The organism is Streptomyces sp. AJS327 (assembly GCF_013450295.1).
In the GTDB taxonomy this organism is placed as follows: domain Bacteria; phylum Actinomycetota; class Actinomycetes; order Streptomycetales; family Streptomycetaceae; genus Streptomyces.
The window spans coordinates 954,991-978,497 of the sequence record NZ_SKBR01000001.1 but is presented as its reverse complement, the minus strand read 5'-3'; the positions used below and the strand labels follow the sequence as shown (position 1 = coordinate 978,497).

Here is a 23,507-nt window from a genome sequence, read left to right as displayed (position 1 = left end):
TGACTGGCGATGACTGGAAACGTGGGTTTCTGTCGTCTTGGCGAGCCATACTGACCGTTTCTGTGGCCATTGACAAGCCCCCCTCCGTTTCCCCCCTGGACACCGGGGCACCGTCGAACCGGCGGAGAAAACCGCAGACCCGTCCCGGTACGGACCGATATCGGACGCCTACGCAGGGCCACCCGCACCGGGGCCGACCTTGACTCCGGTCGACAACCCCGACCATAATTCCCAACAACAAACCACAAGTTTCCACAGAAATGGCCTCACCATGCTCGCAGCCGAGCGGCACACCCGTATCTCGCAGGCGGTCCAAGGGGGCCGCGTGGTGTCGACCGTCGAGCTGGCGGACTCCCTCGGGGTCTCCGCCGAGACCATCCGCAGAGACTTCGCCGAGCTGGAGGGCAAGGGCCTGCTGGTGCGGGTCCGTGGCGGCGCCACCCGCACCGACCACCTCAGCAACGAGCCCTCGTTCGTCGAGCGGTACGGCTCGGCGGGAGAGGCGAAGTCGGTCATCGGGAACCTGGCCGCCGAACTCGTCCGCCCCGGGCAGACCGTCGTCATCGACGTGGGGACCACCGCGACCCACGTCGCCCGGGCCCTGGCGAACGGCTTCTCCGGCGTCGTGCTGACCTGCTCGGTGCTGGTCGCGAACGAGCTGGCGGAGGCCACCGGCGTCGAGGTCCACCTCAGCTCGGGCCGGATGCGCCGCGGCGACCTCGCCCTGTCCGGCCCCGCCACCCAGCACTTCTTCGAGGACGTCTACGCCGACGTGGCCTTCCTCGGCTCCGGCGGCGTCCACGCCGAGGCCGGGCTGACCGACTTCTACCTCGACGAGTGCCATGTGCGGCGCACCATCATCCGGAACTCCGCCACCCACTACGCCCTCGCCGACACCACCAAACTCCAGCGCATCGCCCCGTACCGGGTGGCGCCGCTGGACGGGATCGGCGGGCTGATCACCGACCAGCGCCCGCCGGAGGAGCTGGAGCGCGCCATCACCGCCGCCGGGGGCCGGGTCATCCACCCCGGCCAGCCGTCCGGCGGCGACGGCGCGGGCCGCCCGGAGGGGCGGGAGTCCGGCAACGGCACCGAGGAAGGCAGGACATGACCACCGTTCTCGCGATCGACCAGGGCACCTCCGGCACCAAGGCGATGGTCGTGGACCCGGCCGGATCCGTACGCGCCGTCACCGAACTCCCGGTGCGGCCGCGCTACCTCCCCGGCGGCGGCGTCGAGCAGGACCCGGAGGCGCTGCTGGAGTCGGTGCTGGAGTCCGGGCGCGCGGCCGTGGCCGGGGCCGGGCTGCCCATCGACTGCGTCTCGCTGGCCAACCAGGGCGAGACGGTGCTCGCCTGGGACCCGCGCACCGGCCGCCCGCTGAGCCAGGCCGTCGTGTGGCAGGACCGGCGGGCCGCCGGGATCTGCGCCGCGCTCGGCTCCTCCGCCGAGCTGGTCAGCGAGCGGACGGGGCTGGTGCTCGACCCGTACTTCTCCGCGCCGAAGCTCCGCTGGATCCGCGACCACCTCACCCGCGAGGGTGTGGTGACCACCACGGACACCTGGCTGCTGCACCACCTCACCGGCCAGTTCGTCACCGACGCCGCGACCGCCTCCCGCTCCCTGCTCACCAGCCTGGACACCGGCGCCTGGGACCCCACGCTGCTGGAGCTGTTCGGCCTCGCCGAGGAGCCGCTGCCGCACATCGCCGCCTGCGACGAGATCGTCGGCGAGACCACCGCCTTCGGCGCGCCCACCCCGGTCGGCGGCCTGGTCGTCGACCAGCAGGCGGCGCTGCTGGCCCAGCGCTGCCTGGAGCCCGGCGAGGCCAAGTGCACCTTCGGAACCGGCGCCTTCCTCCTCGCGAACCGCGGCACCACGCCCGTCCGCTCCGGCGCGGGGCTGGCGGCCTCGGTCGCCTGGCGGGTGCGCGGGGAGCACACGTACTGCGTCGACGGCCAGGTGCCGACCGCGGCCTCCGCGATCCGCTGGCTCCAGGACCTCGGGCTGCTGCGCCACGCCAGCGAACTCGACCAGCTCGCCGCGGACGACCCCGAGGGGGTGCTGTGCGTACCGGCGCTCGCCGGGCTGTCCGCCCCCTGGTGGGAGCCGGAGGCCCGCGCCTCGCTCACCGGCATGACGCTCTCCACCACCTCGGCACACGTGGTCCGCGCCGTCCTCGACGGGATCGCCGCGCAGGTCGCCGAACTCGCGGACTGCGCGGCCCGGGACGTGGGCCAGCCCGCTCGGCGGCTCCGGGTGGACGGCGGCCTGACCCGCAGCCGGGTGCTGATGCAGGCGGTCGCCGACCTGCTCCAGACGCCGGTCGAGGTCTACCCCTCGGCGCACGCCACCGCGCTGGGCGCGGCGGGCTTCGCCCGGGCGGCGCTCCGGCCGGAGCTGCCCCTCGCCGACGCCGTCGTCGACTGGGAGCCGAGCACCCGCTACACCCCGCGCCTCAGCGCCGACGCGGCGGGCGCGTTCCGCGCGCGCTGGCGCCGCGCGCTCCAGCACGCCTCGATCGACAGGGAGACCCCATGAACAACCCGCCCCGCTCCGGGAGCGACCCCTTCGACGTGGCGGTCATCGGCGCCGGGGTCGTCGGCTCGGCCATCGCCCGGGCGCTCTCCGGCTACCAGCTGGACGTGGCGCTGCTCGACGCCCGCCGCGACGTCGGCGACGGCACCAGCAAGGCCAACACCGCGATCCTGCACACCGGCTTCGACGCCACCCCCGGCACCCTGGAGTCCCGGCTGGTCCGCGAGGGCTACCGGCTGCTGCGGGAGTACGCCCAGCGCACCGGCATCCCCTACGAGCCGACCGGCGCCGTCCTCGTCGCCTGGGACGAGGAGCAGCTGGCCGCGCTGCCCGGGCTGCGCGAGAAGGCGGAGCGGAACGGCTACCGGGAGACCGAGCTGATCGACGCCGACGAGGTCTACCGCATGGTGCCCGCGCTCGGCCCCGGCGTGCTCGGCGGGCTCACGGTGCCCGACGAGTCGATCATCTGCACCTGGACGACGAGCCTGGCGCTGGCCACCGACGCGGTCAACCGCGGTACCCGGCTGCTCCGTTCCCACCGGGTCGAGTCGGTCAGCCCCGGCGACGGGCACACCGTGCTGCACACCGGCGCGGGCGAGGTCCGCGCCCGCTGGGTGGTCAACGCCGCCGGGCTCGGCAGCGACGCGCTCGACGCCCGCTTCGGCTTCGACCGCTTCCACCTGAACCCCCGGCGCGGCGAACTGCTGGTCTACGACAAGCAGGCGCGGCCGCTGGCCGACCGGATCGTGCTGCCCGTGCCGTCCAAGCTCGGCAAGGGCGTGCTGATCAGCCCGACCATCTACGGCAACGTCATGCTCGGCCCCACCGCCGAGGACCTGACCGACCGCACGGACAGCTCCACCACCGAGGAGGGCTACGCCTTCCTGCTGGAGAAGGGCGAGCGCATCATGCCCGAGCTGCTGCGCGAGGAGGTCACCGCCGCCTACGCCGGACTCCGCGCCGCCAGCGACGTCCCCGACTACACCGTCGAGGTCAGCGCGGAGCGACGGTACGCGGTCGCGGGCGGCATCCGCTCCACCGGACTGACCTCCGCGATGGCGGTCGCCGAGTACCTCGTGGGGCTGCTCGGCGAGGCCGGGCTGCCGCTCACCGAACGCCCCGAGCTGCCCGAGCCGCCGGTGATGCCGAACATCGGGGAGGCGGCGCTCCGCCCGTACCAGGACGCCGAACGCATCGCGCGGGACCCGGAGTACGGCGCCGTGACCTGCTTCTGCGAGCGCGTGACCCGGGGCGAGATCCGCGACGCGCTGCGAAGCACCATCCCGGCGCGCGACCTCGGCGGGCTGCGCCGCCGCACCCGCGCGATGAACGGCCGCTGCCAGGGCTTCTACTGCGGCGCGGAGGTGACGGGAATGCTGGAGGACGCGCTCCGCGAGGCCGGGCCGGAGACCGAGCCGCCGACGCCCCACCCCACGGCCACCGGCTCCGCCGCCGCGTCCGGCTCCGGGGGGTGCGCGTGCCACGAGGCCGGGACACCGTGCCGCGAGGCCGGGGAGCCCCCGTCTGCGCGGCCAGCACAGACACCGCAGCCACCGCGGACGCGCCCGGGCGGCAGAACCACCGACACCACCGGCACCACCGGCAGGGAGGGCACGCGATGAGCACGGCACGTACCCGGCTCGAACCCGAGGTCGTCATCGTCGGAGCCGGGCCCGCGGGGCTGCGCGCCGCTCAGGAGCTGGCGCCCCGGGTGCCCGGCGAGGTCCTCGTCCTCGACCGCGAGCGGCGGGCGGGCGGCATCCCCCGGCACTGCGCGCACACCGGCTTCGGAATCCGCGACCGCCACCGCGTCCTGAGCGGACCGGCCTACGCGGAGCGGATGGTGCGGGACGCCGAGGAGTCCGGCGCGGTACTCCGCACCGGCGCGATGGTCACCGGCTGGTCGCCCGGCGGCGGCCTGGAGGTGACCACACCGGACGGCCTGCTGGAGGTGTCCGCTCCGGCGGTGGTGCTCGCCACCGGCGCCCGGGAGCGCCCGCGCACCGCCCGGCTGATCCCCGGCCACCGGGCCGCCGGGGTCTACACCACCGGCTTCCTCCAGAACCTCGTCCACCTGCGGCAGCGCGAGGTCGGCCGCCGGGCGGTGATCGTCGGCAGCGAGCTGGTCAGCTGGTCGGCGGTGCTGACCCTGCGCCACGCGGGCTGCCGGACGGTCCTGATGACCAGCGAACACCCGCGCCCCGAGGCGTACTCGCTCTTCTCCCAGCCGGGCAGGCACCTGCTGCGGGTGCCGGTGCGCACCCGCACCCGGGTACGCCGCGTGCTCGGCAGCCCGTACGTCGAGGCCGTGGAGGTCGAGGACCTGGACACCGGCGCGCGGGAGATCGTCGAGTGCGACACCGTGGTGCTCACCGGCGACTGGATCCCCGACAACGAGCTGGTCCGCTCGGCCGGGCTGGAGCTGGACCCCGGCACGCTGGGACCGGTCGTCGACGCCGAACTGCGCACCGACCGCCCCGGCGTCTTCGCCGCGGGCAACCTGCTGCACCCCGTCGACACCGCCGACATCGCGGCGCTCGACGGACGGCAGGTGGCGACCACCGTGCTCGACCACCTCGCCGGGCGCGTTCCCGGTGAACGGCGGGTACGGATCGTGGCCGACGCCCCGCTGCGCTGGATCTCCCCGATGGTGCGCCGGGTCGGGGACCGCACCCCGGCCCGCAACCGGCTGCTGGCCTGGGTGGACCGCTACGTTCCGGCCCCCCGGGTGGTGATCAGCCAGGGTGGGCGGGTCGTCGCCCAGCGGCGGCTGGCGTGGCCCGCGGTGCCCGGCCGGGTCTTCCGCGTCCCGGGCGACCTGCTCAACGCGGCGCGGCCGGACGGCGGCGAGGTCCGGGTGTCCATCCGCTGACCGGTCGCTCCCGCCGTCCCGGGCGACCGGACCTCCCGGGGCGACCGGGAACGTCCGGGACGTCCGGGCTCCGGCGGGCAGGGCGACGGCAGGCAGGGCGACGGCGGCCGGGGCGGCCCGGTGATCACCTGCGCCCCGGGCGGATGAACGCGCTGACCGGGTCGTCTACCATGGTCGACGCGGCAGACGAGCCGAGTGGACGGCCGCGTCAGGACCTGGTCCTGCCGAGGAACGTCCGGACTCCACAGGGCAGGGTGGTGGCTAACGGCCACCCGGGGTGACCCGCGGGAAAGTGCCACAGAAAACAGACCGCCGGGGGCCTCGTCCCCGGTAAGGGTGAAACGGCGGTGTAAGAGACCACCAGTGCCCAGGGCGACCTGGGCAGCTCGGTAAACCCCACCCGGAGCAAGGTCAAGAGGGGCCACTCGTGGCCCTGCGCGGACGATCGAGGGCTGCCCGCCCGAGTCCGCGGGTAGACCGCAGGAGGCCGGCGGCAACGTCGGCCCTAGATGGATGGCCGTCTCCCGGCCGACCGCGAGGTCGTCCGGCGACAGAATCCGGCGTACAGCTCGACTCGTCTGCCGCTTCCCACCCCGCCCCCACCGGGCCGCTCCCCGAGCCCTCCCCTCTCCCTCGTCTCGCCCCGTCCCTCCCCCGACTCCCCATCTCGCTTCCCCATCTCCCGTCCCCCGTACGGCCGTTGGCCGCCCCGCGTCTGGGATGGCCCACGTGCGGCGGACCGCCCGGCGACCCGGGGTGGGCCGCCCGGCGTTCACCGGCCGGTGACCGACGAGCCGTCAGCCACAGAACCGGTGGGGATCCGCCCGGGGTTCACCGAAGAGCTCCACGAACAGCGCACCTCCCGTCCGGTCGAGAGGGAACTCCGCGCTGTCGTACCGGAGTTCGTCGATCCAGGGCGGTCCGGACCGCCCGTCGTACGGAGGGCGTCCACCGGGGCCGCGTACCGGCCCGGCGCCGCCGTACCGGTACGTCTGCTGCTCGTACCGGCGGAACGTGCCTGATTCCACGGTGTATTCGTCTGTGTGCACAGCCGTCACTCCACTCCCCGCGAGTTGGCCCGGCCAGCATGCCAACCGGCGGGCCCGGGCGCGCCCCCTTAAACCGGCGGTGGCCGCACGGGCCCCACCGGCACCGCGCCCCGGCACCCCGGTCCCACCCCGGGCACCGGCCCCGAAACCCGCCCGGAACCGCCGGGATCGCCCAACTCACGGCGCTGGAAAAGCCGTTGCCCCGTTCGTCACGGTGCGGTTCCATCTCCGGCGATGCGTACCGAGAGCCCCGGCCCCGAATCCGCCCCGGACCACACGGAGTTCGTCACCACCCGTGCCGGGCACCTGCTGCACACGGAAACCTTCGAACCGGCCACCCCGTCCGCCTCCACACCCCGGACACTGCTGATGATCATGGGCGGTAACGCGCCCTGCTTCGCCTTCCCCAGCCCCCTCTGCCGGGCGATAGCCGACGCCGGACACCGCGTCGTCCGCTACGACCACCGGGGGGCCGGGTACTCCTCGCCCGTCCACCACCCGGCGGAGAGCTACGCGTTGGACGACCTGGCCTCGGACGCGGCCGAGGTCGTGGAGGGCCTGCGCCTCGGCGCCCCCGTTGTCTACGGGATCTCCACCGGCGGCGCCGTCGCGCAGCTCCTCGCGCTCGACCATCCCGAACGGGTCAGCGGGCTGGTACTGATGGCGACCTCACCGGACTACAACGTGACACCGAGCCTGCCCCCGGAGAGCGGACTGCCCCTGCCGGGACCGGAGTGGCGGTCACTGGTCGAGTCACTGGCGGCCTCCCCACCGACCGTCCACGCGGAGGTGGTGGAGAGCTTCCTGGACGCCTGGCGGGTCTGCGTGGGCCCGGAGACGCCCTTCGACGAGGGCCACTGGCGCGGCCTCGTCGAGCGGACGCTGAGCCTGCCCGGCAACCCGACCCCCGGCGCGCACCAGGGACCCGCCGTCGACGCCGCCCCACCGCGCACCGAACGGCTCGCCGCCGTACGCGTTCCCACCCTGGTGATCCACGGCGGTCAGGACGTCGTGCTGCCGCCCGAGCACGGCCGGGCCCTCGCCGCCGCGATCCCGGACGCCCGGTTGGTCGAGATCCCCGAACTCGGCCACATGTTCACGCCCGAGTTCGCGCCCCGCCTGGCCGAACTCCTCGTGGAACACCTGGAGTCGACACCAGCCCCGACCGTCAGCTGAGCAGGGTGGCCCCGCCAGCACCCACGGGACCACCTCCCCAGCGACGGTGGGCCCACCACCGGCGGGCCCACCTCCGGTGGCGCCCGCTTCACTGCCGTCAACAGTCATCTGTGCGGGGGGTGTTGGGGTGGGAGTGGCCGGTGATGTAGGCGGCGCGGTGGCCGTTGAGGGCGTTGCGGACGGCGGTACGGACACGGTTGAGCTGGTGGGGCGCGAGGTAGTACGGCAGTTCGTCCAGGGGGACGAACCGGTGGTCGCTCAGCTCGTGTTGGGGCAGGACGATGGGGGTGGTGGGGTGCAGTACGCCACCGTTGAAGACAAAGTTGAGCCCTTCGCGGTGGGGTGGGTTGGCGGACATGTGGTGGACGGTGAGCAGGTCACCGGGTTCGACGCGCTGACCGGTCTCCTCCAGCAGCTCACGGCGGAAGGCGTCGTGCAGGTCCTCGTCGGGCTGCGCGCAGCCGCCGGGCAGGCCCCAGGGGTGGGGGTCGCCCTTCTCCTTCCGGTAGATCTTCTCCACGAGCAGGATGTGACCCTCGGGGTTGGTGATCAGCGCGAGGGCTCCCAGGCGCCGTCCGGGCGGGTGGCTGAAGTCGTACTCGGTGTGCATGGTCCTCGATCTCGTCCTTCGTCTGTCGTGGATTGAACTGACCTGTGTGTCAGGGGTGTTGGGCTCGCGTGTGTGTCAGGGGCGTTGGGCTTGGCCTGCGGTCGGGCAGTGGGTGGGTATGTGCCCGCCGGGTGGTGGGCCGGATGGGCCGGGTGGGCCTTCTGGTGGCGCGGCGGGTCGGCAGGCGGCGAGGGCCACCGCGAGGGTGAGCAGGGCGGTCACGCAGGTCAGCGCCACCGCCAGGATCGGCCGGTCCAGCTCGGGCGGGCACCGGTAGCCGTCCGGGTCGCCCAGGACGCCGGAGCCGGGCGGCTCGGCGAGGGGGCCGGGGCAGGGCGGCTCGCTCAGGGCGCCGAGGCAGGGCGGGGTGTGTTCGCCACCTGATGGGGGCGGTGGGCCGGGGCCCGACGCGGGGGAAGGGTCCAGAACCGTCTGCCGCGAGGCGGGAGTTGGCGTGGGAGGCACGGTCAATCGCCGTTCGGTCGCCGTTCGGTCGGGGAAGTCATCGTTCAGGGGAAGTCAGAGGTAGAGCTGTCGGCCGCAGGTGCCGCAGTGGGTCTTGCCCTCGCGGACGACGGTGGTGGGGTGATCGCAGCCCGTCACGCAACGGCGGTCACAGAGACCGGTCATGGCTGCTCCTCGGGTACCACAGCGGCGAGTTCGACGAGGGACGCGAGACGCGCGCCCCGTGCGCCGACGGACGGCTCACGTCAACGTTGCGCGGCGGTAGTTCAGCTGTCGTGCGGTCCGGCTCCGGAGGATCGCCGGGGGTGGGCGTCAACTCCGGTGGTGAGACCGGCGACGGGAGTCCGGCACCGATCGGCGTGCGCAAGGGAGCGGTCAACTCCCGGTTGCGCGCCCGCTCCAGGGTGGTCAGCTGACGCAGACACGGGACACAGCCGAACAGCGCCAGCCGACCCCACGGCATCGCCACCGTCCGGAACGGCGTCACCCGCACGTCCTCCCGTCCGCAGTACAGGCCACAGCGTCCCGTGGACCACGCTCCGAACCCGCGTGGCAGGAACTCGTCCGGCGGCTCCGGCTCCCCCTCAACCGCCGCCTCCGGGGCACGAGACGACAGGGCACACCACAGGTAGACCGCCACCACCGCACCGGCCGCGACCACGTAACCGACCGCCTGCGCCCAGCCGTTCACCGTCGCCCCCAGCACAGCAACCAGCCCGCCGCCCAGATCCGGGCCACCACCCGGTACACCCTCACCACTCCGACCCCTCATCCGCGCACTTCCGCAACACGGCCGCCAACTCCCGCGCCGTCGCCAGACCGCACCGACCCAGATCAACCAGCGGACGCAGGCCCGCGCCGGTACAGGTGATCGGATCCAGCCCCAGAGTCGGCAACCGCACCCCCACCCCGGCCAACGCCTCGCGTAATTCCTCCCGCGCTTCCTCCGCCTCAGCGAGGGGCCTTTTCTTCAAACCGCCTTGGACGTCGGTCACTTCATCTCTCCCCTGTGTCTGGTGAATCACGAATGCACAAGAAGACGACTCTCGCCTCCACAGCGGGATTTCACGGCCGCTCCAGCCAGCGGCGCACCCATCCGCAGCGGGAGCCTCCACGCGCTTCCGTCGCCGCCCGTGTCGACCGGAGGTCGACTCAGGCAGGTATGGGTTCTGGAATGGCACGGTGCCCAGTTCGGCGGCCCAGGAGTGGCTGGCACGCATGACCGTGAGTTGCCGCTGATGCGGCACGGCACACAACACACGTTCGGGGGACGCCGAGTTGTACGGGTGGTGTCAGACTGACGGGCATGGCCGCTCCTCTCCGTAGTGGAAGCACTACCGAGCAGCAGCAGAGTGGCCTACTGCCAGAGGGCGTTCAACCTGTCACTTGCGAACGGAAGGAAGGTGAACGCGCGTTGAACCGAAACGAGTTGAACCCGGACGCCTCCCCTGAAGCGGCATACGGAGCACGTTTACGCAGCCTGCGAGAGGCACGCGGCTGGACTCAGGAGGAGCTGGCCGAGCATTCGGAATACTCCAGCGTCCATATCTCAGCCGTTGAAAATGGTCGCAAGCCTCCGACTCTCCGGTTTTCGCGTAGCCTGGATCGCGTATTCGACCTGGAGGGCACAGCGGACTCGTTCGAGCGCGAGTACCGCGAGATCAAGCACGGAAGTCTGCTGGAAGGCTTCCCGGAATACATCGGGTACGAGGGTCGGGCCGTAGAGATCCGAATGTTCGAGGTCGGGCTCATCCCTGGCCTGTTGCAGACATCCGCGTACGCCCGGACCGTGGCCGACGGCGACGTGCAGCGTGGGGCCATCACCCCCGAACAGGCCGAGGAGCGCGTCGCGTTCCTCGCGGAGCGGCAGGACGCGCTGGCGCGGCCCAAGCCCCCCATGGTGATGGTGGTGATGGACGAGAGCTGTCTCCGTCAGGAGGTCGGCGGCGCCGAGGTCATGCGAGACCAGCTCCAGCGACTGATCGACGTCGCCTCCCTCCCCAACTGGGTGCTCCAGGTGTCACCCTTCGACATGGGGGCACGTCGCTCGTTCAACCTCCCGATCAACCTCCTCACCCTGCCCGACCGGTCCGTAGCCGCCTACGCCGAGTCACAGGCACGGGGACATCTGGAGCGTGAAAGCTCGGCCGTGCTACCGATGTTGATGGCATACCATCAGTTGCAGGCTGAGGTGCTATCTCAGGCGGCGTCCGTGGCCATGATTGAGCAGGTACGAAAGGGCATTCCGTGACTCCCGATTCCCCCCGCTGGTTCAAGTCCTCCTACAGCAGCAACGGCGGTAACTGCGTCGAGGTCGCCGCCAACGTCCCCGGCGTCGTCCCGGTCCGCGACAGCAAGGACCCGCACAGCCCGGAGCTGAGCGTCCCCACGCCCGGGTGGTCATCGTTCGTCACCGCCATCAAGGGCGGCGAGTTCGGCAACTGAACCTCCACCGAAGACGCCCGACGCCGACCGCCGCCACCCACTGGCGCGAAAACGGCGAACGCTCTCGGTGCCGTGCATGACCACACGGCACCGAGAGCACCGTCATGTCAGGGGCACCGCCTTCCCAGCCAAAGACGACGCCCATATCCCGGAGTCGCCCCCTCCAAGGGCCACAGCGAAGGAACACAGACGACATGACGGAACACACCAACAACGCCTCCACACCGCGTACTTGGCGCACGTCCTCCTACAGCAGCAACGGCGGTGACTGCGTCGAGGTCGCCGCCAACGTCCCCGGCGTCGTCCCGGTCCGCGACAGCAAGGACCCGCACAGCCCGGAGCTGAGCGTCCCCCAGACCAGTTGGTCATCGTTCCTGGCCTCCATCAAGGAAGGAACACGGACGACATGACTGACCACATCAACAACGCCTCCACACTGCACGGTTGGCGCAAGTCCTCACACAGCAACACGAACAGCGGGAGCTGCGTCGAGATCATCGACGGCCACCCGCGAGGCATCCCCGTCCGCGACAGCAAGACCCCGAGCGGCCCCGCACTCGTCATCCCCACCACGGGCTGGTCAACGTTCGTCACCGCCATCAAGGGCGGCGAGTTCGACAACTGAACCGCCACCGAAGACGCTCAACGTCAACCGCCACCACTGGCGCGAAAACGGCAAACGCTCTCGGTGCCGTGCATGACCACACGGCACCGAGAGCACCGTCATGTCAGGGGCACCACCTTCCCAGCCAAAGACGGCACCCACACCCCAAAGTCGCCCCCCGAGGGCCACAGCGAAGGAGCACAGACGACATGACGGATCACACCAACACCGCCTCCACACCGCGTACTTGGCGCACGTCCTCCTACAGCAGCAACGGCGGTGCCTGCGTCGAGGTCGCCACCAACATCCCCGGCGTCGTCCCGGTCCGCGACAGCAAGGACCCGCACAGCCCGGAGCTGAGCGTCCCCACGGCCGGCTGGTCAACGTTCGTCAGCGCCATCAAGGGCGGCGAGTTCGGCGTCTGAGAGCGCCGCCCGCCGGTGAGCGGGCGGCCCGGATGGACGGGGCCGACCACCCGCGCAGGGCTCACTGAGCGTGGGACACCGTGAGGGCCACGACCATGGCGGCGCAGATGGTCACCTTCATGGGGGTCAGGCGGTGGGCCAGGCGTGCGTCCCAGTCCTGGACGTCGCCGGAGGCCAGGCGCGTCACCGGGGACAGCGCGCGGCCCAGCGCGAAGCCCAGGCCGACGGCGATTGGTGTGGCCACCGGGCCGCCGGTGAGCAGCACGCCGAGGGCGATCACGTAGGGCGCGCTGGCCGAGACGTAGGTGCGCACCCCGGTGCCCAGCTCGAAGCCGAACTGCAAGGTGCCGCGCATGAGGTCACGTTGGAGGACGTCCTGCGGGATCTGCCGGGCGTTCTGCGGCATCGGGAACCGGAGGACGCCCGCGTCGCGCAGCAGCGCGAGGACGGCCGCCGCGACGATCGCCGCGTGTCGCCACTCCGGTGGGACCGGTGACAGCAGCCCGGAGAACAGCCACAGGACCATGGCCGACAGCAGCGCGCCGAGGAGCAGCCCCACGGTGAGCGCGGCCAGCACGGTGGCCTGTCGATTCGGTGCCCGCCAACCTGGCGTGGCCAGCGCGTAGGCGCTGTTCCGGGTTCAAACGGAGCCGGACAGCGAGAAGCCCGCTAGGCCGCCGGTCACCGCCCAGGTCAGGGTCGGTGAGTGGAACGCGGCCAGCAGGACGGCGAGGACCAGGACGGCGGTCGGCGCCGCCGGGTCGGTCAGCCGTCCGCGCCAGGCCCCGGCGGTGGCGCCGGTGTGCCCGGAGCCGGGTGCCATCAGACGAAGCCCGTCATCATGCGCCAGGTCTCCGGTCCGACGATGCCGTCGACCTCAAGTTCACGCAGGGTCTGGAACTTGGTGACGCCGTCCTTGGTGGCCGGGCCGAAGACCCCGTCGACGGCGACGTCGTAGCCGTGTTTCTTGAGCAGCCGCTGGACGCCGCGCACCGCGTGGTTGTCGTCGCCGCTCCTGGTGGTCACCACGAGCTTGGGCCAGGTCTTGGCGTCGACCTTGCCGGTCTGTTCCAGGCTCTCGGCGGCCTGGAACGCCTTGACCTGGGTCTCGGTGTCCGGGCCGAAGATGCCGTCGGCCTCGGTGGTGAAGCCGCCGTGGGTGACGAGGTGCTGTACCGCGTAGACGTCCGGGCCCTTCGAACCGTCGCCCACCGTCGGCCAGTTGATGGCGCCGGGGCAGCCGCAGTCGGTGGTGTAGCGGCAGATGGACTTCACCCATCCCGACTCCGTCTGGCGGTACCCGTCGTGGCAGCGGCGCTCGATTCCGCAGCCGCAGTTGCCGCAGGGGTCGCTGTACCGCCACAGCCAGCCGTCGTACGTTCCCGAGTAGCACTGGTTGGGGCGGAGTATCCAGGTCACGCCGTCGTTCTTGTGGAAGCCGACGTGTTCACCGGACACCTCGCAGGCGTCCGCGAAGACGGTGCTCGGGCCGCAGCCCGGGGAGCAGTCGTGGTCGGAGGCGTAGGAGGGGCAGTCGCCGGTCCAGATGTCGTACCCGTCGGCGTACGCCTCGCGGGTCACCGAGAAGACGCCCAGGGCGGCGAATCCGACCGCGGTCGTGGCCTGGACGAACCGGCGCCGGGGCATCGCGAAGCCCGCCGGGACGCGTGGCCGGCGCGTCCCCCGGGGGCGGGAGGCGGTGGCGGAGGTGGCCGGGGCGGCACCCGGCCGTCGCAGCATCGGGACGTCGTCGAGTGTGGGCATCAGGAACTCCTGACCTGATCAGGACGGGCGGAATCCAGCAGCCCCAGCAACGCCGAGGCGGAACCGAGGGGTTCGGAACGGGCGACGCGTCCGGTGGCGTCGACGAGCACGGCGTACGGGGTGGCGATGGCGTCGTATACGTCGAAGAGGTCCAGCCGTCCGGTGAGGATCGGCACCCGGGCGTCGGTGACGGCGACCGTGGGTTCGGCGTAGACGGCCCGTATCGCGGGAAGCCGGTCGCCGCCCTCGCCCCTGAGCCGGTCGCTGGCCGCCGACAGGACGTCCTCGCAGGTCTGGCAGGTGTCGCTGAGGAAGAGGAGGAGGACGTCGCCGTCCGGGGGGTCGTCGGCGATCTCGCCGTCCCGGCCCAGGAGTTCGCCGATCGCGGGAGCGGGCTGGCCGGGCTCGATGCCCGCGCGTCGCGGGGACGCGCCCCGGGTACCGGTCCCGATCCCGGTCCTGGTCAGCTGGTGCACCTGACGGACGAGCCCGGCGACCACGAACGCCAGCAGGGCGATCGCGACCCAGGAGGCGAGGAGGGCGCTGGTCACGAAGTTCACGGTGCGGCGTCTCCTTCGGCCGGGTTGTGCAGGGCGAGCGGCAGGAACCACAGCAGCCCGGTGAACGTGAGGGTCGCCAGCGTCACCGTGGCCAGTTCGGCCGGGTCACCGAACGGCGGGCGGGCCGACCCGGCCAGCAGGGCGCCCGCCACGGCGAGCAGCGCGTAGGTGAGCGCGCGGCCAGCCGCCCAGCCGCTGAGCGGGATGTCCGTCCGGTGGCAGCCGCAGGGGCCGCCGCGGCCGCTGGCCAGGACGTGGCGGAGGTACCCGGCGTAGCCGCCGAACAGGGCCGCGCTCGCGGCAAGTACGAGGACCAGCGCGGTCCGGCCGCCGCTGACCAGCGCGACGACGCCCGCCACCCCGAGCAGCCCCTCCACCGCTGGCAGGGCCGCGGCCGCCCAGGGGATGAGGCGGCGGGGCAGGGTCCGGTGCCGCCGCAGCGCGTCCCTCAGCACGCCGGGACCGGCGATGTGCGAGCCGCAGCCGACGAGCAGGCTGAACAGCACGACGCCGGTCGCCACGGGGCCGAAGAACGTCGACATCCGGTCAGTCCGCGATGCGCAGGGTCAGCCGCCCGACCCGGTCGGGTACGCGCTCGACGTCGGTGTCCGCGAGCGGGACGACCGTCGCCCAGACCGTGGGGTTGGACAGGACGAAGAAGGGCTTGCCGTCGGACAGGGTGTCCCGGTACAGCTCGCCGGACCTGACCGAGACGCCCTTCCAGGGCGGCAGTTGGGCCGTGTCGTCGGCGGTCACCCGGGACATCTCGACGACTCCGAGCCCCGGGACCTCCTTGATGACGTTGGCCGGGCGGGTGAAGCGGCTGCCCGCGGCGGACTCGGGGTTCAGGGTGATGCCCTCGTCGTGTTCGGCGAGGTGCAGCGTGCGCAGCATGCCGAGGACGTCCCGGACCTCCATCCCGTAGACCCGGGTCACCAGCGAGAAGCGTCTGCCCTGCCAGACGACGAGCATGGGTCTTTCCACGATCTTGGACTGGGCGTCGTACTCGGGTTTCACCGCCGTGCGGAGCGTTCCGCCCCGGAAGGACAGTTCCGAGTCGAAGGTGGTGATCCCGAGCGAGGCGGCGACGTCGTCGCCCAGGGTGGCCAACCCGGCGGTGAACGCCACCAGTTTGCCGTTGACGGTCACCTCGGCGGCCGAGGTGAACGGCCGCTCCAGGTCGAGTTCGCTTCCGAGGCGGTATGCCGTGCCGTCGAGGGCACGGAGGTCGACGGTGGCGGCTAAGGCCATGGTGCCCTCCCGGTTCCGGACGGATGACGCGGAACGCTAATGAGACCCGCGGCTGACTGTCAATGGACAGTCAAGAACTTCCGGAAGCCGCGCGCCCGCCGTCAGTCCCGTACGACGAGCGGGAGGGGGCCGGGCGGGCGGATCTCGCCGATGACCGGGTGGCCCGGCAGTTCGCCCGCGAGCAGCAGTCCGCCGGAGGTCTGCGCGTCGGCCAGCAGCAGACGGTCCTCGTGGGAAACGGAGCCGAAGTCGGTGAACGGAGTGATCCATTCCAGGTTGCGCCGGGTTCCCCCGCTGACGAAACCGTCCGCGACCGCTTTCCGGGCATCCGGGAGAAAGGGGACCGCCGAGGAATGGATGACGGCGGTCACGTTCGCCGCGCGCGCGAGTTTGTACAGGTGGCCCAGCAGCCCGAAGCCCGTCACATCGGTACCGGACCTGATGCCGGACTCCACGGCGGCCCGGGAGGCGTCCCGGTTGAGCGTCGCCATGGTCTCCACCGCCTCCGGGAACACCGTGCCGGTCGCCTTGTGGCGGGAGTTGAGCACGCCGGTGCCCAGCGGTTTCGTCAGGGTCAGCGGCAGACCGGGGGTCGCGGCGTCCATCCGCAGCATCCGGTCCGGGTGGACGACGCCGACCACGGACATGCCGTACTTCGGCTCCGGGTCGTCGACGCTGTGCCCTCCGCCCACATGACAACCGGCGGCGTGCGCGACGTCCCGGCCCCCGCTGAGCACCCTGGCCGCCAGCTCCAGCCCCAGCCTCTCGCGGGGCCAGCCGAGCAGGTTGACGGCGGTGACCGGGACACCGCCCATCGCGTACACGTCGGAGAGCGCGTTGGCCGCCGCGATCCGGCCCCAGTCGTACGGGTCGTCGACCACGGGGGTGAAGAAGTCCGCCGTGGTGACGATGGCGCGTTCAGCGTCGAGCCGTGCCACCGCCGCGTCGTCCCCACCGCCGTCGAGGCCGACCAGCAGCTCCAGGGCCGGGTCCACGGGGGTGCCGTGCGCTCCGGACACCCCGGCCACCAGGGCGTCCAGCTCGCCCGGCGGGATCTTGCAGGCACAACCCCCGCCATGTGCCAGCTGGGTGAGGCGGGGGAGGTCGTCGGCGCGGGGTTCGTCCATGCGCGGTGAAGCTACCCCTCCGGTGGCCGGAGCGGGAGGGGCGAACCCCGCCGGTAGCGCCCGCCTCCCGCCGTCCGCCTCCCGCACGGCTCTCCCGGGCGGCTCGGGGCCACGGCGCGGCGGAGCCTATACTCCCCGGCGGAGGCGGGCAGGCGCCTGGTGGCCCTCACGGTCTTCAACACCGATGTGGCCGGGAACCCCGGCCAGGCGGGTTCGATTCCCGTACGCCTCCGCGGGAGAGCCGATGGACGACAGACGACGCGTACCCCGCACCGACACCGTGCTCGCGGAACCCGAACTCGTGGCCGCGAGCGAGCGGTTGGGCCGGACCCTGGTGCGCGAGGCCGTCGCGGCCGCCCTGGAGCTGGTCCGCCGGGGAACGCTGGACGCCGAACTGGCCGCCGCCACCGCCCTGTCGCTGCTGCCGCCCACCGCCACCCGGCTGCTGCCGGTACTCAACGCCACCGGTGTCCTCGTCCACACGAACCTCGGACGGGCACCGCTCTCCGCCGCCGCGCGGGAGGCGCTGCTGACCGCCGCGGGATGCGCGGACGTCGAGTTCGACCTCGCGACCGGGCGCCGGGGCCCACGCGGGGCGGGCGCCACGGCGGCCCTCGCGGAGGCGGTTCCGGCGGCCGAGGCGGCGCACCTCACCAACAACAACGCGGCGGCCCTGGTACTCGCCGCGACCGCGCTGGCCAGGGACCGGGAGATCGTCATCAGCCGGGGCGAACTGGTGGAGATCGGGGACGGGTTCCGGATTCCGGAGCTGCTGGAGAGCACCGGCGCCCGGCTGCGGGAGGTGGGGACCACCAACCGGACCCACCTCGCCGACTACGCCGCCGCGACCGGCCCGCGCACCGGCCTCGTCCTGAAGGTGCACCCCTCCAACTTCGCGACAACCGGCTTCGTCTCCTCGGTCGGCGTCCGCGAACTGGCCACCCTGGGCGTGCCCGTGGTGTTCGACATCGGCTCCGGGCTGCTCGGCCCCCACCCGGCGCTGCCGAACGAGCCGGACGCGACCTCCGCGCTCCGCGCCGGAGCGGGCCTCGTCACGGCCAGCGCCGACAAACTGCTGGGCGGTCCACAGGCCGGGCTGATCCTGGGCACCGAGGACCTGGTCGGCCGGTTGCGCCGTCACCCCCTGGCGCGGGCGCTGCGGGTGGACAAGCTCGCGCTGGCCGCGCTGGAGGCCACCCTGCGGGGACCGGAGCCCCCCGTCGCCCGGGCGCTCACCGCCCCCGCCGACGGGCTGCTGGCCCGAGCCGAGGCCCTGGCGGGCACGCTGCGGGACAAGGGCGTGGACGCGACCGCCACGGTGACCGAGGCGCGGGTGGGCGGCGGGGGCGCCCCGGACACCGTCCTGCCCAGCGCGGCGGTCCGGCTTCCGCTGGCGCTGGCCCCGACGCTGCGGGCCGGGCGCCCGGCGGTGGTGGGTCGGCGGCACGCGGGCGGACTCCTGCTCGACCTGCGGACGGTCGCCCCGGAGGACGACGACGCGCTGGCCACGGCGGTGCTGGCCGCCGCTACCGGGCGGCACGGCGCGGGCGCCTGACCGTGTTCGTCCTCGCCACGGCAGGCCATGTCGACCACGGCAAGTCCACCCTGCTGCGGGCCCTCACCGGCAGCGACCCCGACCGGCTCAGCGAGGAGCGGCGGCGCGGCCTCACCCTCGACCTGGGCTTCGTGTGGAGCGCCACGCCCGACGGACGGCCGCTGGCCTTCGTCGACGTACCGGGCCACCAGCGCTACCTCGCCAACACCCTCGCCGGTGTCGGCAGCGCTCCGGCCGTGCTGTTCGTGGTGGCGGCGGACGAGGGCTGGAAACCGCAATCCCAGGAACACCTCGACGCCGTCGACGCGTTCGGTGTCGGCACCGGGCTGCTGGTGGTGACCCGCGCCGACCTCGCCGACCCGTCCGCCGCGCTGGCGCAGTCCCGTGAACGCCTCGCGGGCAGCGGTCTCGGGGCCGTGGACGCGGTGGCGGTCAGCGCCCGTACCGGCGCCGGACTCGACGCCCTGCGGGGCGCGTTGGGGACGCTCGCCGCCGCCGCTCCGCCGGCCGACGTGGACGCTCCGGTACGGCTGTGGCTGGACCGGGCGTTCACGGTCGAGGGGGCGGGCACGGTGGTCACCGGCACCCTGACCGGGGGCCGGATCAGCGTCGGGGACGACCTCGAACTCGCCCCCGGGGGACGGCCGGTGACCGTCCGCGGCCTGCGGTGCCTGGGCGCCGAGGCGGAGACGGTGGCCGCGCCCGCCCGGGTCGCGGTCAACCTGCGCCGTACGCCCCGGGCGGTGGTGCGGCGGGGGCAGGCCCTGGTCGCCCCGGGGCGCTGGTGGCGTACCGACACGGTGGACGTGCGGCTCAACGAGGACGGGGTGACGCTCCCCGCCGAACCGCTGGTCCACTGCGGTACGGCGATGACCAGCGCGCGGGTGCGCCCCCTGGGGCCGGGGGCCGCGCGGATCCGGTTGCGGACACCGCTGTACCTGCACCTCGGCGACCGGCTGCTGCTCCGCGACCCCGGGTCCCGGCGGCTGACCGGGGCGCTGGTGCTGGACGTGGCGCCGCCGGAGCTGACCCGCCGGGGGGCGGCGGCGGACCGGGCCCGGAGGCTGGCGGCCCTGGACGGCGGCACCGAACTGGCCGTCCAGCTCCGCCGGTTGGGGCTGGGGCACCGGGACGAGCTGCGGGCGATGGGCGTCCGAATGCCCGCGGCCCACCCGCCGGAGACGGCGGACGGTCCCACCGCCGGGGACGTGGTGCGTGCCGGGGAATGGCTGCTGGACCCCGCGTACGCGGCCAGGCTGGGGGCCGAGCTGGAGGAGGCGGTGACCGCGCGCCAGCGGTCGCGGCCCCTCGATCCCGGTCTCCCGGTGACCGAGGCGCGGCGGGCGCTCGGCCTCCCGGGGGCGGAGCTGGTCGAGGCGCTGGCGGCGGAGCGGCTGCTGGTGCGCGACGGCAGGGTGTACCGGCGGGACGTCCCGGCGCCGCTGCCGGAGCCCCTGCGGGACGCGGCCCGGGAACTGGACGCCGACTTCCGGGCCGCCCCCTTCCGGGCGCCGACTGGGGAGCGGCTGCGGGAACTGGGCCTGACCCGGCGGGAGTTGGCCGCGCTGGTCCGGGAGGGCCGGGTCTCCCGCTTCGGCGACGTCCACCTGCCGCCCGACGCGGCGGACCGGGCTGCGGACCAACTCCGGGCGCTCCGGGGGCCGTTCACCGTGGGGGACTGCTGCCGGGCGCTGGACACCAGCCGCCGGGTGGCCATCCCGCTGCTGGAGCACCTCGACCGGACCGGGGTGACGCGCCGGGACGCCGTCACCGGCCGCCGTACGCTCGGGGACGGCTGACCGGCGGAGCGGCCGGTGCCGCCGCCCTCCCGCGCCCGTCCGGAGCCCGGGCCCCGAGCGCCCCTGCCGGTGGCCGGTGGTCAGGGGGACGCGTCAGAGGTCGTCGAGCTGGACCAGTCCGTCCTCGATCGCCCGCGCCAGGAGCGCGGCCTTGGTCGGCGCCTGGCGGCCGCTCATCGCGTACTTGACGCGGATGTGCTCAAGGTGGGTGTTGACGGTGTGCGGCGAGATGCCGAGCCGCCGGGCGACGAACGCCTTGGACTCGGACTGGAACCACTCGATCAGCACCTCGGTCTCCCGGGCCGACAGCGCCGGACGGCTGGCGGACCGGTCCCCGGCGAGCGCCCCGGCCAGCGCGGGCGGCGTGTACCCGCGTCCCTCCGCCGCGGTGAGGGTGGCCTCCAGCAGGTGGTCGGCGCCCTCCGCCTTCGTCAGGTAGCTCAACGCGCCCAGCTCCAGGCACTGGAGGGCCGTCGCGTCGTCGGCGCGCATCGAGTACACGACCACGCGCCGACCCGCCTGGGCCAGCCTGCGCAGCTCGCCCATGGCCGGTACCGGGCCGCCCAGGTGCAGGTCGAGGATCACCACGTCCGCGATGGCGCCCTCGCCGGTCCAGGCGGCCGAGAGGTCGTCGCCGGAGGCGGCGACCCGGATCGGCGGTGTACCGGCGCCCAGCCACTGGGCGACCCCGGCGCGGATCGCGGGGTGGTCGTCGACGATGACCGCGCTCACCGGCGTCATCCGCTCCATCGCACCTCCAGGCGAAGGAAGTCCCCGTAGTGGTCCGACGCGACCTCGACCGGTCCCCCGGCCGTGGTGACCACCCCGGGGCGGGGGCCGGTGCCCGCGTCCGTCAACACCGCGATCCGCACGTCCTCACCGGTGCTCAGCACGCTCACCCTGGCACGGCCGCGCGCGGCCGACAACGCCGCGGCCACCGGGCCGGTCAGTTGGCGGCGCACCCGCGGGGGCACGGCCACCGGCTCCCCGCTGACCGCGAACGACACGTCCACACCGCGACGTTCGGCCACGTCGACGCAGGCGGACAGCTCGTGCACCAGCGGGTCGGCGGTCTCGTCGTTCTCCGCGAACAGCCGCCGCAGCTGGGTCGCGGCGAGCGCGCAGCGGCGCCTGGTGTCCTCGTCACGCGGGTCCAGGGCGCCGTCCGCGAGCCCCGCGAGCAGTGGCAGGGTGGCGCCCAACCGGCCCGCGAACAGGGTGCGTTGGCGTTGCTCCAGGTGCCGCGCGGTGAGCACCCGCAGGGCAAGCCGGTCGTGTTCCTCGGCGGCGGCGAGCGCCTCGCGGCTGCGGTGCCGCAGCAACCGGCTGATCACGATCACCGCCGCCTGGACGCTGGCTGTGCCGAAGGCGACGGTGCAGGCGGCCCCGATCGCGAAGCGGTCCGGGTCGCCCAGCGTGAGGAACGCCCCCACGCTCGCCGCCAGATGGGCGGTCAGGACGACGACGAGGGTCCGGACGCGGTCCAGGAGCAGTAACAGCAGGTGCCACTGGACGAGGCCGAACGACCAGTCCGGAGCCTGGAACTGCCGTGCGGGGTCGATCGCGGCCGTGGCGCAGCACGCCGCGCCCAGGACGACGACGGTTCCGGCCGTGACGACGGCGGGCGGCGGCGGCCGACGGCGCAGGACCCACCAGGAGCAGACCACCGGTACACAGAGCAGCGCCGCGAAGGCGCCCGCCGCGAGCGCCGGTGACCGGTACTCCTCGGTGAGCAACGGGTCCAGGGACAGGCCGAGTTGGAGGACGACGGTGACGCACAGCAGCACGACGCGCAGGGTCGCGTCCACCTGACCGGCGGCCGCCTCGCCGGAGACTCCGGCCCGCTCCCCGCCGCCCGGCCCGGCCGCGCGGCCCTGGCCGTCCTCCGGCGCCGGTATGTCACTCGTCACCGGGCCACTCCATCCGTACGCGGGTCCCCTCGCCGGGGCGGGAGCTGACGGTCACCGCGCCGCCGACGGAGTCCAGCCGCTCGACCACCGAGGCGCGGATCCCGCGCCGGGACAGCGGCACCTCGTCCGGCCGGAAGCCCGCGCCCCGGTCGGACACCTCGACGGTGGCCCGATCCCGCCCGAGCGTCACGGTGAGGGTGGCCGTGTCGACCCCGGCGTGCCGCTCGACGTTCACCAGGGCCTCGCGGACGGCACGTACGAAGGCGAGCGCCACCGAGGCGGGCAGACAGCCGGCCCGCGCCTCCGCGCCCGACTCGTCCGCCGGGGCGTCGGGCTGACCGTCCACCGGGGTACCTGGCTGGCCGTCCACCGGGGCGCCGACCCCCTCCCCGTCCCGCTCACGGACCTCGACGCGCACGGGGCTGGCCGCGGCGACCGCGCGCAGCGAGGCCGCCAGGTCCACCAGGCTGTCCTGCGCCGTCGCCCCGCCCGCGGTCCCGGTCAGCACCGTGAGATCCCGCCGGGCGTACGCGGCGACCCGCCGTGGGTCCGCGCTCTCGCCCTGCACCGCCACCATCAGGAAGGTGGCGGCCGCCGTGTCGTGCAGCAGCGCCAGGTACTCCCGCTCCTGCCGGTGCCGGGCCAGGGACAGCGCCTCGGCGCGCGCCAGCTCCGACCGCCGCTCGCGCAGCGCGTCCGTCCGGCGGCCGGAGCGGCGCAGCAGCACGAAGCCGAGGCGGGCCAGCAGACACTCGAACAGCAGCCGGGGCACCAGCACTTCGGCGCCGTCGGCGCCCGTCGCCACCAGATCCACCGCGAGCAGCGCCGCCGTGACCGGGACGGTGACCCGTGGCGGCCACTCCCACTGGAGCGTGATCGCGGTGGTGGTCAGGGTGTTGAGCGCCCACGGGCTCTCCGGCCCGCCGGTCCACCGCTGAGTCGCGCAGACCGCCACGACCCGTGCGACGGCGAGGCACAGGGCCAGCGCGGGGGCCCGTCCCGTCAGGCCCGACCACCAGTCCACCACGGCCCCGGCGAGCATCAGGCCGAGCAGCCCGAGACCGAGCGGCAGCGCCGACGACGGCACCGAGAGCAGCGCGAACGAGCTGATGACGACCAGCGCCGCGCCGCGCACCGGAGCGGCGAACCGGCGCGCGGAGGCGATGAGCAGCGGTTCGACACCGCGTGGTGGATCCACCGCGCGCATCGGCTCACCGTCCTCCAGTCCGAGCCACCGGCGCCAAGCTGGTGACGGCGGACTATACCGAAGCCCGACCCCCGTTCCACCAGGGCGGATCGACCCGGTCGCCGCCCCATGGGTCGAACGCCCGATGTGGCCGGAACCACCCGCTGCTAC

Annotated in this window: 27 protein-coding genes, 1 tRNA gene and 1 other RNA gene; 14 read left to right on the top strand and 15 right to left on the bottom strand. The window is 73.5% G+C overall.

Translation table 11 applies throughout. The features are described from left to right. Window positions 1-271: 271 nt before the first annotated feature. From E0L36_RS03925 to rnpB, 5 genes are all read left to right on the top strand, one after another. A complete protein-coding gene (locus tag E0L36_RS03925) occupies window positions 272-1,111 on the top strand; it encodes a DeoR/GlpR family DNA-binding transcription regulator (RefSeq protein WP_180927431.1) in 840 nt (279 codons plus the stop codon). After that, window positions 1,108-2,541 carry an FGGY family carbohydrate kinase gene (locus E0L36_RS03920; protein ID WP_180927430.1) on the top strand — a complete coding sequence of 478 codons (1,434 nt, stop codon included), beginning with the start codon at window positions 1,108-1,110 and terminating at the stop codon, window positions 2,539-2,541. The genes E0L36_RS03925 and E0L36_RS03920 overlap by 4 nt, the downstream gene beginning before the upstream one ends. Continuing rightward, a complete protein-coding gene (locus E0L36_RS03915; protein WP_219636092.1) occupies window positions 2,538-4,160 on the top strand; it encodes an NAD(P)/FAD-dependent oxidoreductase in 1,623 nt (540 codons plus the stop codon). The genes E0L36_RS03920 and E0L36_RS03915 overlap by 4 nt, the downstream gene beginning before the upstream one ends. Continuing rightward, on the top strand, window positions 4,157-5,410 hold the full coding sequence (locus E0L36_RS03910; protein ID WP_180927429.1) for an NAD(P)/FAD-dependent oxidoreductase: 1,254 nt from the start codon (window positions 4,157-4,159) through the stop codon (window positions 5,408-5,410). Before E0L36_RS03915 ends, E0L36_RS03910 begins: the two co-directional genes overlap by 4 nt. A 187-nt stretch (window positions 5,411-5,597) precedes the next feature. Then, window positions 5,598-5,991: RNase P RNA component class A (rnpB, locus tag E0L36_RS03905), an RNA gene on the top strand. 216 nt (window positions 5,992-6,207) lie between these two features. Here the strand turns inward: rnpB and E0L36_RS03900 are convergent. Further along, a complete protein-coding gene (locus E0L36_RS03900; protein WP_219636091.1) occupies window positions 6,208-6,438 on the bottom strand; it encodes a hypothetical protein in 231 nt (76 codons plus the stop codon). Window positions 6,439-6,693: 255 nt separating this feature from the next. Here E0L36_RS03900 and E0L36_RS03895 point away from each other — a divergent pair, with 255 nt between their 5' ends. Beyond that, complete coding sequence (locus E0L36_RS03895; RefSeq protein WP_180927427.1) at window positions 6,694-7,635, top strand: alpha/beta fold hydrolase; 942 nt, start codon at window positions 6,694-6,696, stop codon at window positions 7,633-7,635. Window positions 7,636-7,732: 97 nt separating this feature from the next. On the opposite strand, the gene E0L36_RS03890 is transcribed toward E0L36_RS03895, so the two are convergent. The 4 genes from E0L36_RS03890 to E0L36_RS03875 form a co-directional block, all read right to left on the bottom strand. Continuing rightward, entirely contained in the window at window positions 7,733-8,245 is a 513-nt protein-coding gene (locus tag E0L36_RS03890; RefSeq protein ID WP_180927426.1) for an NUDIX hydrolase, read from the bottom strand. A gap of 75 nt (window positions 8,246-8,320) precedes the next feature. Beyond that, window positions 8,321-8,716, bottom strand: a complete 396-nt coding sequence (locus E0L36_RS03885; protein ID WP_180927425.1) for a hypothetical protein — start codon at window positions 8,714-8,716, stop codon at window positions 8,321-8,323. A gap of 142 nt (window positions 8,717-8,858) precedes the next feature. Next, window positions 8,859-9,482 (bottom strand): hypothetical protein, encoded by a 624-nt coding sequence (locus E0L36_RS03880; protein ID WP_180927424.1) that lies wholly within the window; start codon window positions 9,480-9,482, stop codon window positions 8,859-8,861. Then, window positions 9,463-9,705 (bottom strand): hypothetical protein, encoded by a 243-nt coding sequence (locus E0L36_RS03875; protein WP_180927423.1) that lies wholly within the window; start codon window positions 9,703-9,705, stop codon window positions 9,463-9,465. Before E0L36_RS03875 ends, E0L36_RS03880 begins: the two co-directional genes overlap by 20 nt. 419 nt (window positions 9,706-10,124) lie before the next feature. Here E0L36_RS03875 and E0L36_RS03870 point away from each other — a divergent pair, with 419 nt between their 5' ends. The 5 genes from E0L36_RS03870 (at window position 10,125) to E0L36_RS03850 (ending at window position 12,184) form a co-directional block, all read left to right on the top strand. Further along, window positions 10,125-10,961 (top strand): helix-turn-helix transcriptional regulator, encoded by an 837-nt coding sequence (locus tag E0L36_RS03870; protein ID WP_258015888.1) that lies wholly within the window; start codon window positions 10,125-10,127, stop codon window positions 10,959-10,961. Beyond that, window positions 10,958-11,155 carry a DUF397 domain-containing protein gene (locus tag E0L36_RS03865; RefSeq protein WP_180927421.1) on the top strand — a complete coding sequence of 66 codons (198 nt, stop codon included), beginning with the start codon at window positions 10,958-10,960 and terminating at the stop codon, window positions 11,153-11,155. Before E0L36_RS03870 ends, E0L36_RS03865 begins: the two co-directional genes overlap by 4 nt. Window positions 11,156-11,349: 194 nt before the next feature. Further along, window positions 11,350-11,565, top strand: a complete 216-nt coding sequence (locus E0L36_RS03860; RefSeq protein WP_180927420.1) for a DUF397 domain-containing protein — start codon at window positions 11,350-11,352, stop codon at window positions 11,563-11,565. After that, window positions 11,562-11,780: a DUF397 domain-containing protein gene (locus E0L36_RS03855; protein WP_180927419.1), complete on the top strand. Its 219-nt coding sequence runs from the start codon at window positions 11,562-11,564 to the stop codon at window positions 11,778-11,780. The genes E0L36_RS03860 and E0L36_RS03855 overlap by 4 nt, the downstream gene beginning before the upstream one ends. Before the next feature lie 188 nt (window positions 11,781-11,968). Then, on the top strand, window positions 11,969-12,184 hold the full coding sequence (locus E0L36_RS03850; protein ID WP_180927418.1) for a DUF397 domain-containing protein: 216 nt from the start codon (window positions 11,969-11,971) through the stop codon (window positions 12,182-12,184). A gap of 61 nt (window positions 12,185-12,245) precedes the next feature. On the opposite strand, the gene E0L36_RS03845 is transcribed toward E0L36_RS03850, so the two are convergent. From E0L36_RS03845 to selD, 7 genes are all read right to left on the bottom strand, one after another. Then, window positions 12,246-12,761 (bottom strand): hypothetical protein, encoded by a 516-nt coding sequence (locus E0L36_RS03845; RefSeq protein ID WP_180927417.1) that lies wholly within the window; start codon window positions 12,759-12,761, stop codon window positions 12,246-12,248. A 63-nt stretch (window positions 12,762-12,824) separates the two neighbouring features. Further along, on the bottom strand, window positions 12,825-13,007 hold the full coding sequence (locus tag E0L36_RS03840) for a hypothetical protein (protein ID WP_180927416.1): 183 nt from the start codon (window positions 13,005-13,007) through the stop codon (window positions 12,825-12,827). After that, a complete protein-coding gene (locus E0L36_RS03835) occupies window positions 13,007-13,948 on the bottom strand; it encodes a peptidoglycan-binding protein (protein WP_180927415.1) in 942 nt (313 codons plus the stop codon). Before E0L36_RS03835 ends, E0L36_RS03840 begins: the two co-directional genes overlap by 1 nt. Next, window positions 13,948-14,508: a hypothetical protein gene (locus tag E0L36_RS03830; RefSeq protein ID WP_180927414.1), complete on the bottom strand. Its 561-nt coding sequence runs from the start codon at window positions 14,506-14,508 to the stop codon at window positions 13,948-13,950. Before E0L36_RS03830 ends, E0L36_RS03835 begins: the two co-directional genes overlap by 1 nt. Then, window positions 14,505-15,050 (bottom strand): MauE/DoxX family redox-associated membrane protein, encoded by a 546-nt coding sequence (locus E0L36_RS03825; RefSeq protein WP_180927413.1) that lies wholly within the window; start codon window positions 15,048-15,050, stop codon window positions 14,505-14,507. Before E0L36_RS03825 ends, E0L36_RS03830 begins: the two co-directional genes overlap by 4 nt. A gap of 4 nt (window positions 15,051-15,054) precedes the next feature. Continuing rightward, the gene (locus E0L36_RS03820) at window positions 15,055-15,759 is read right to left on the bottom strand and encodes a hypothetical protein (protein ID WP_180927412.1); all 705 of its coding nucleotides are present in this window, start codon (window positions 15,757-15,759) and stop codon (window positions 15,055-15,057) included. Window positions 15,760-15,860: 101 nt separating this feature from the next. Next, complete coding sequence (selD, locus tag E0L36_RS03815) at window positions 15,861-16,886, bottom strand: selenide, water dikinase SelD (RefSeq protein ID WP_180927411.1); 1,026 nt, start codon at window positions 16,884-16,886, stop codon at window positions 15,861-15,863. Between the two features lie 140 nt (window positions 16,887-17,026). Between selD and E0L36_RS03810 the strand changes: the two genes are divergently transcribed. From E0L36_RS03810 to selB, 3 genes are all read left to right on the top strand, one after another. Continuing rightward, window positions 17,027-17,120, top strand: a tRNA-Sec gene (locus E0L36_RS03810). Between the two features lie 10 nt (window positions 17,121-17,130). Continuing rightward, window positions 17,131-18,441, top strand: coding sequence for an L-seryl-tRNA(Sec) selenium transferase (gene selA / locus E0L36_RS03805; RefSeq protein ID WP_180927410.1), 1,311 nt, complete (start codon window positions 17,131-17,133; stop codon window positions 18,439-18,441). A gap of 2 nt (window positions 18,442-18,443) precedes the next feature. Beyond that, complete coding sequence (gene selB, locus E0L36_RS03800) at window positions 18,444-20,240, top strand: selenocysteine-specific translation elongation factor (RefSeq protein ID WP_180927409.1); 1,797 nt, start codon at window positions 18,444-18,446, stop codon at window positions 20,238-20,240. 93 nt (window positions 20,241-20,333) lie between these two features. Here the strand turns inward: selB and E0L36_RS03795 are convergent, their stop codons facing one another. From E0L36_RS03795 to E0L36_RS03785, 3 genes are read right to left on the bottom strand one after another with little or no spacing between them, the layout of a single operon-like run. Then, window positions 20,334-20,990, bottom strand: coding sequence for a response regulator transcription factor (locus tag E0L36_RS03795; protein WP_180927408.1), 657 nt, complete (start codon window positions 20,988-20,990; stop codon window positions 20,334-20,336). Further along, window positions 20,978-22,150, bottom strand: coding sequence for a hypothetical protein (locus E0L36_RS03790; protein ID WP_219636090.1), 1,173 nt, complete (start codon window positions 22,148-22,150; stop codon window positions 20,978-20,980). The genes E0L36_RS03795 and E0L36_RS03790 overlap by 13 nt, the downstream gene beginning before the upstream one ends. Continuing rightward, window positions 22,140-23,357, bottom strand: coding sequence for a sensor histidine kinase (locus E0L36_RS03785; protein ID WP_180927407.1), 1,218 nt, complete (start codon window positions 23,355-23,357; stop codon window positions 22,140-22,142). Before E0L36_RS03785 ends, E0L36_RS03790 begins: the two co-directional genes overlap by 11 nt. Between the last annotated feature and the right edge of the window lie 150 nt (window positions 23,358-23,507).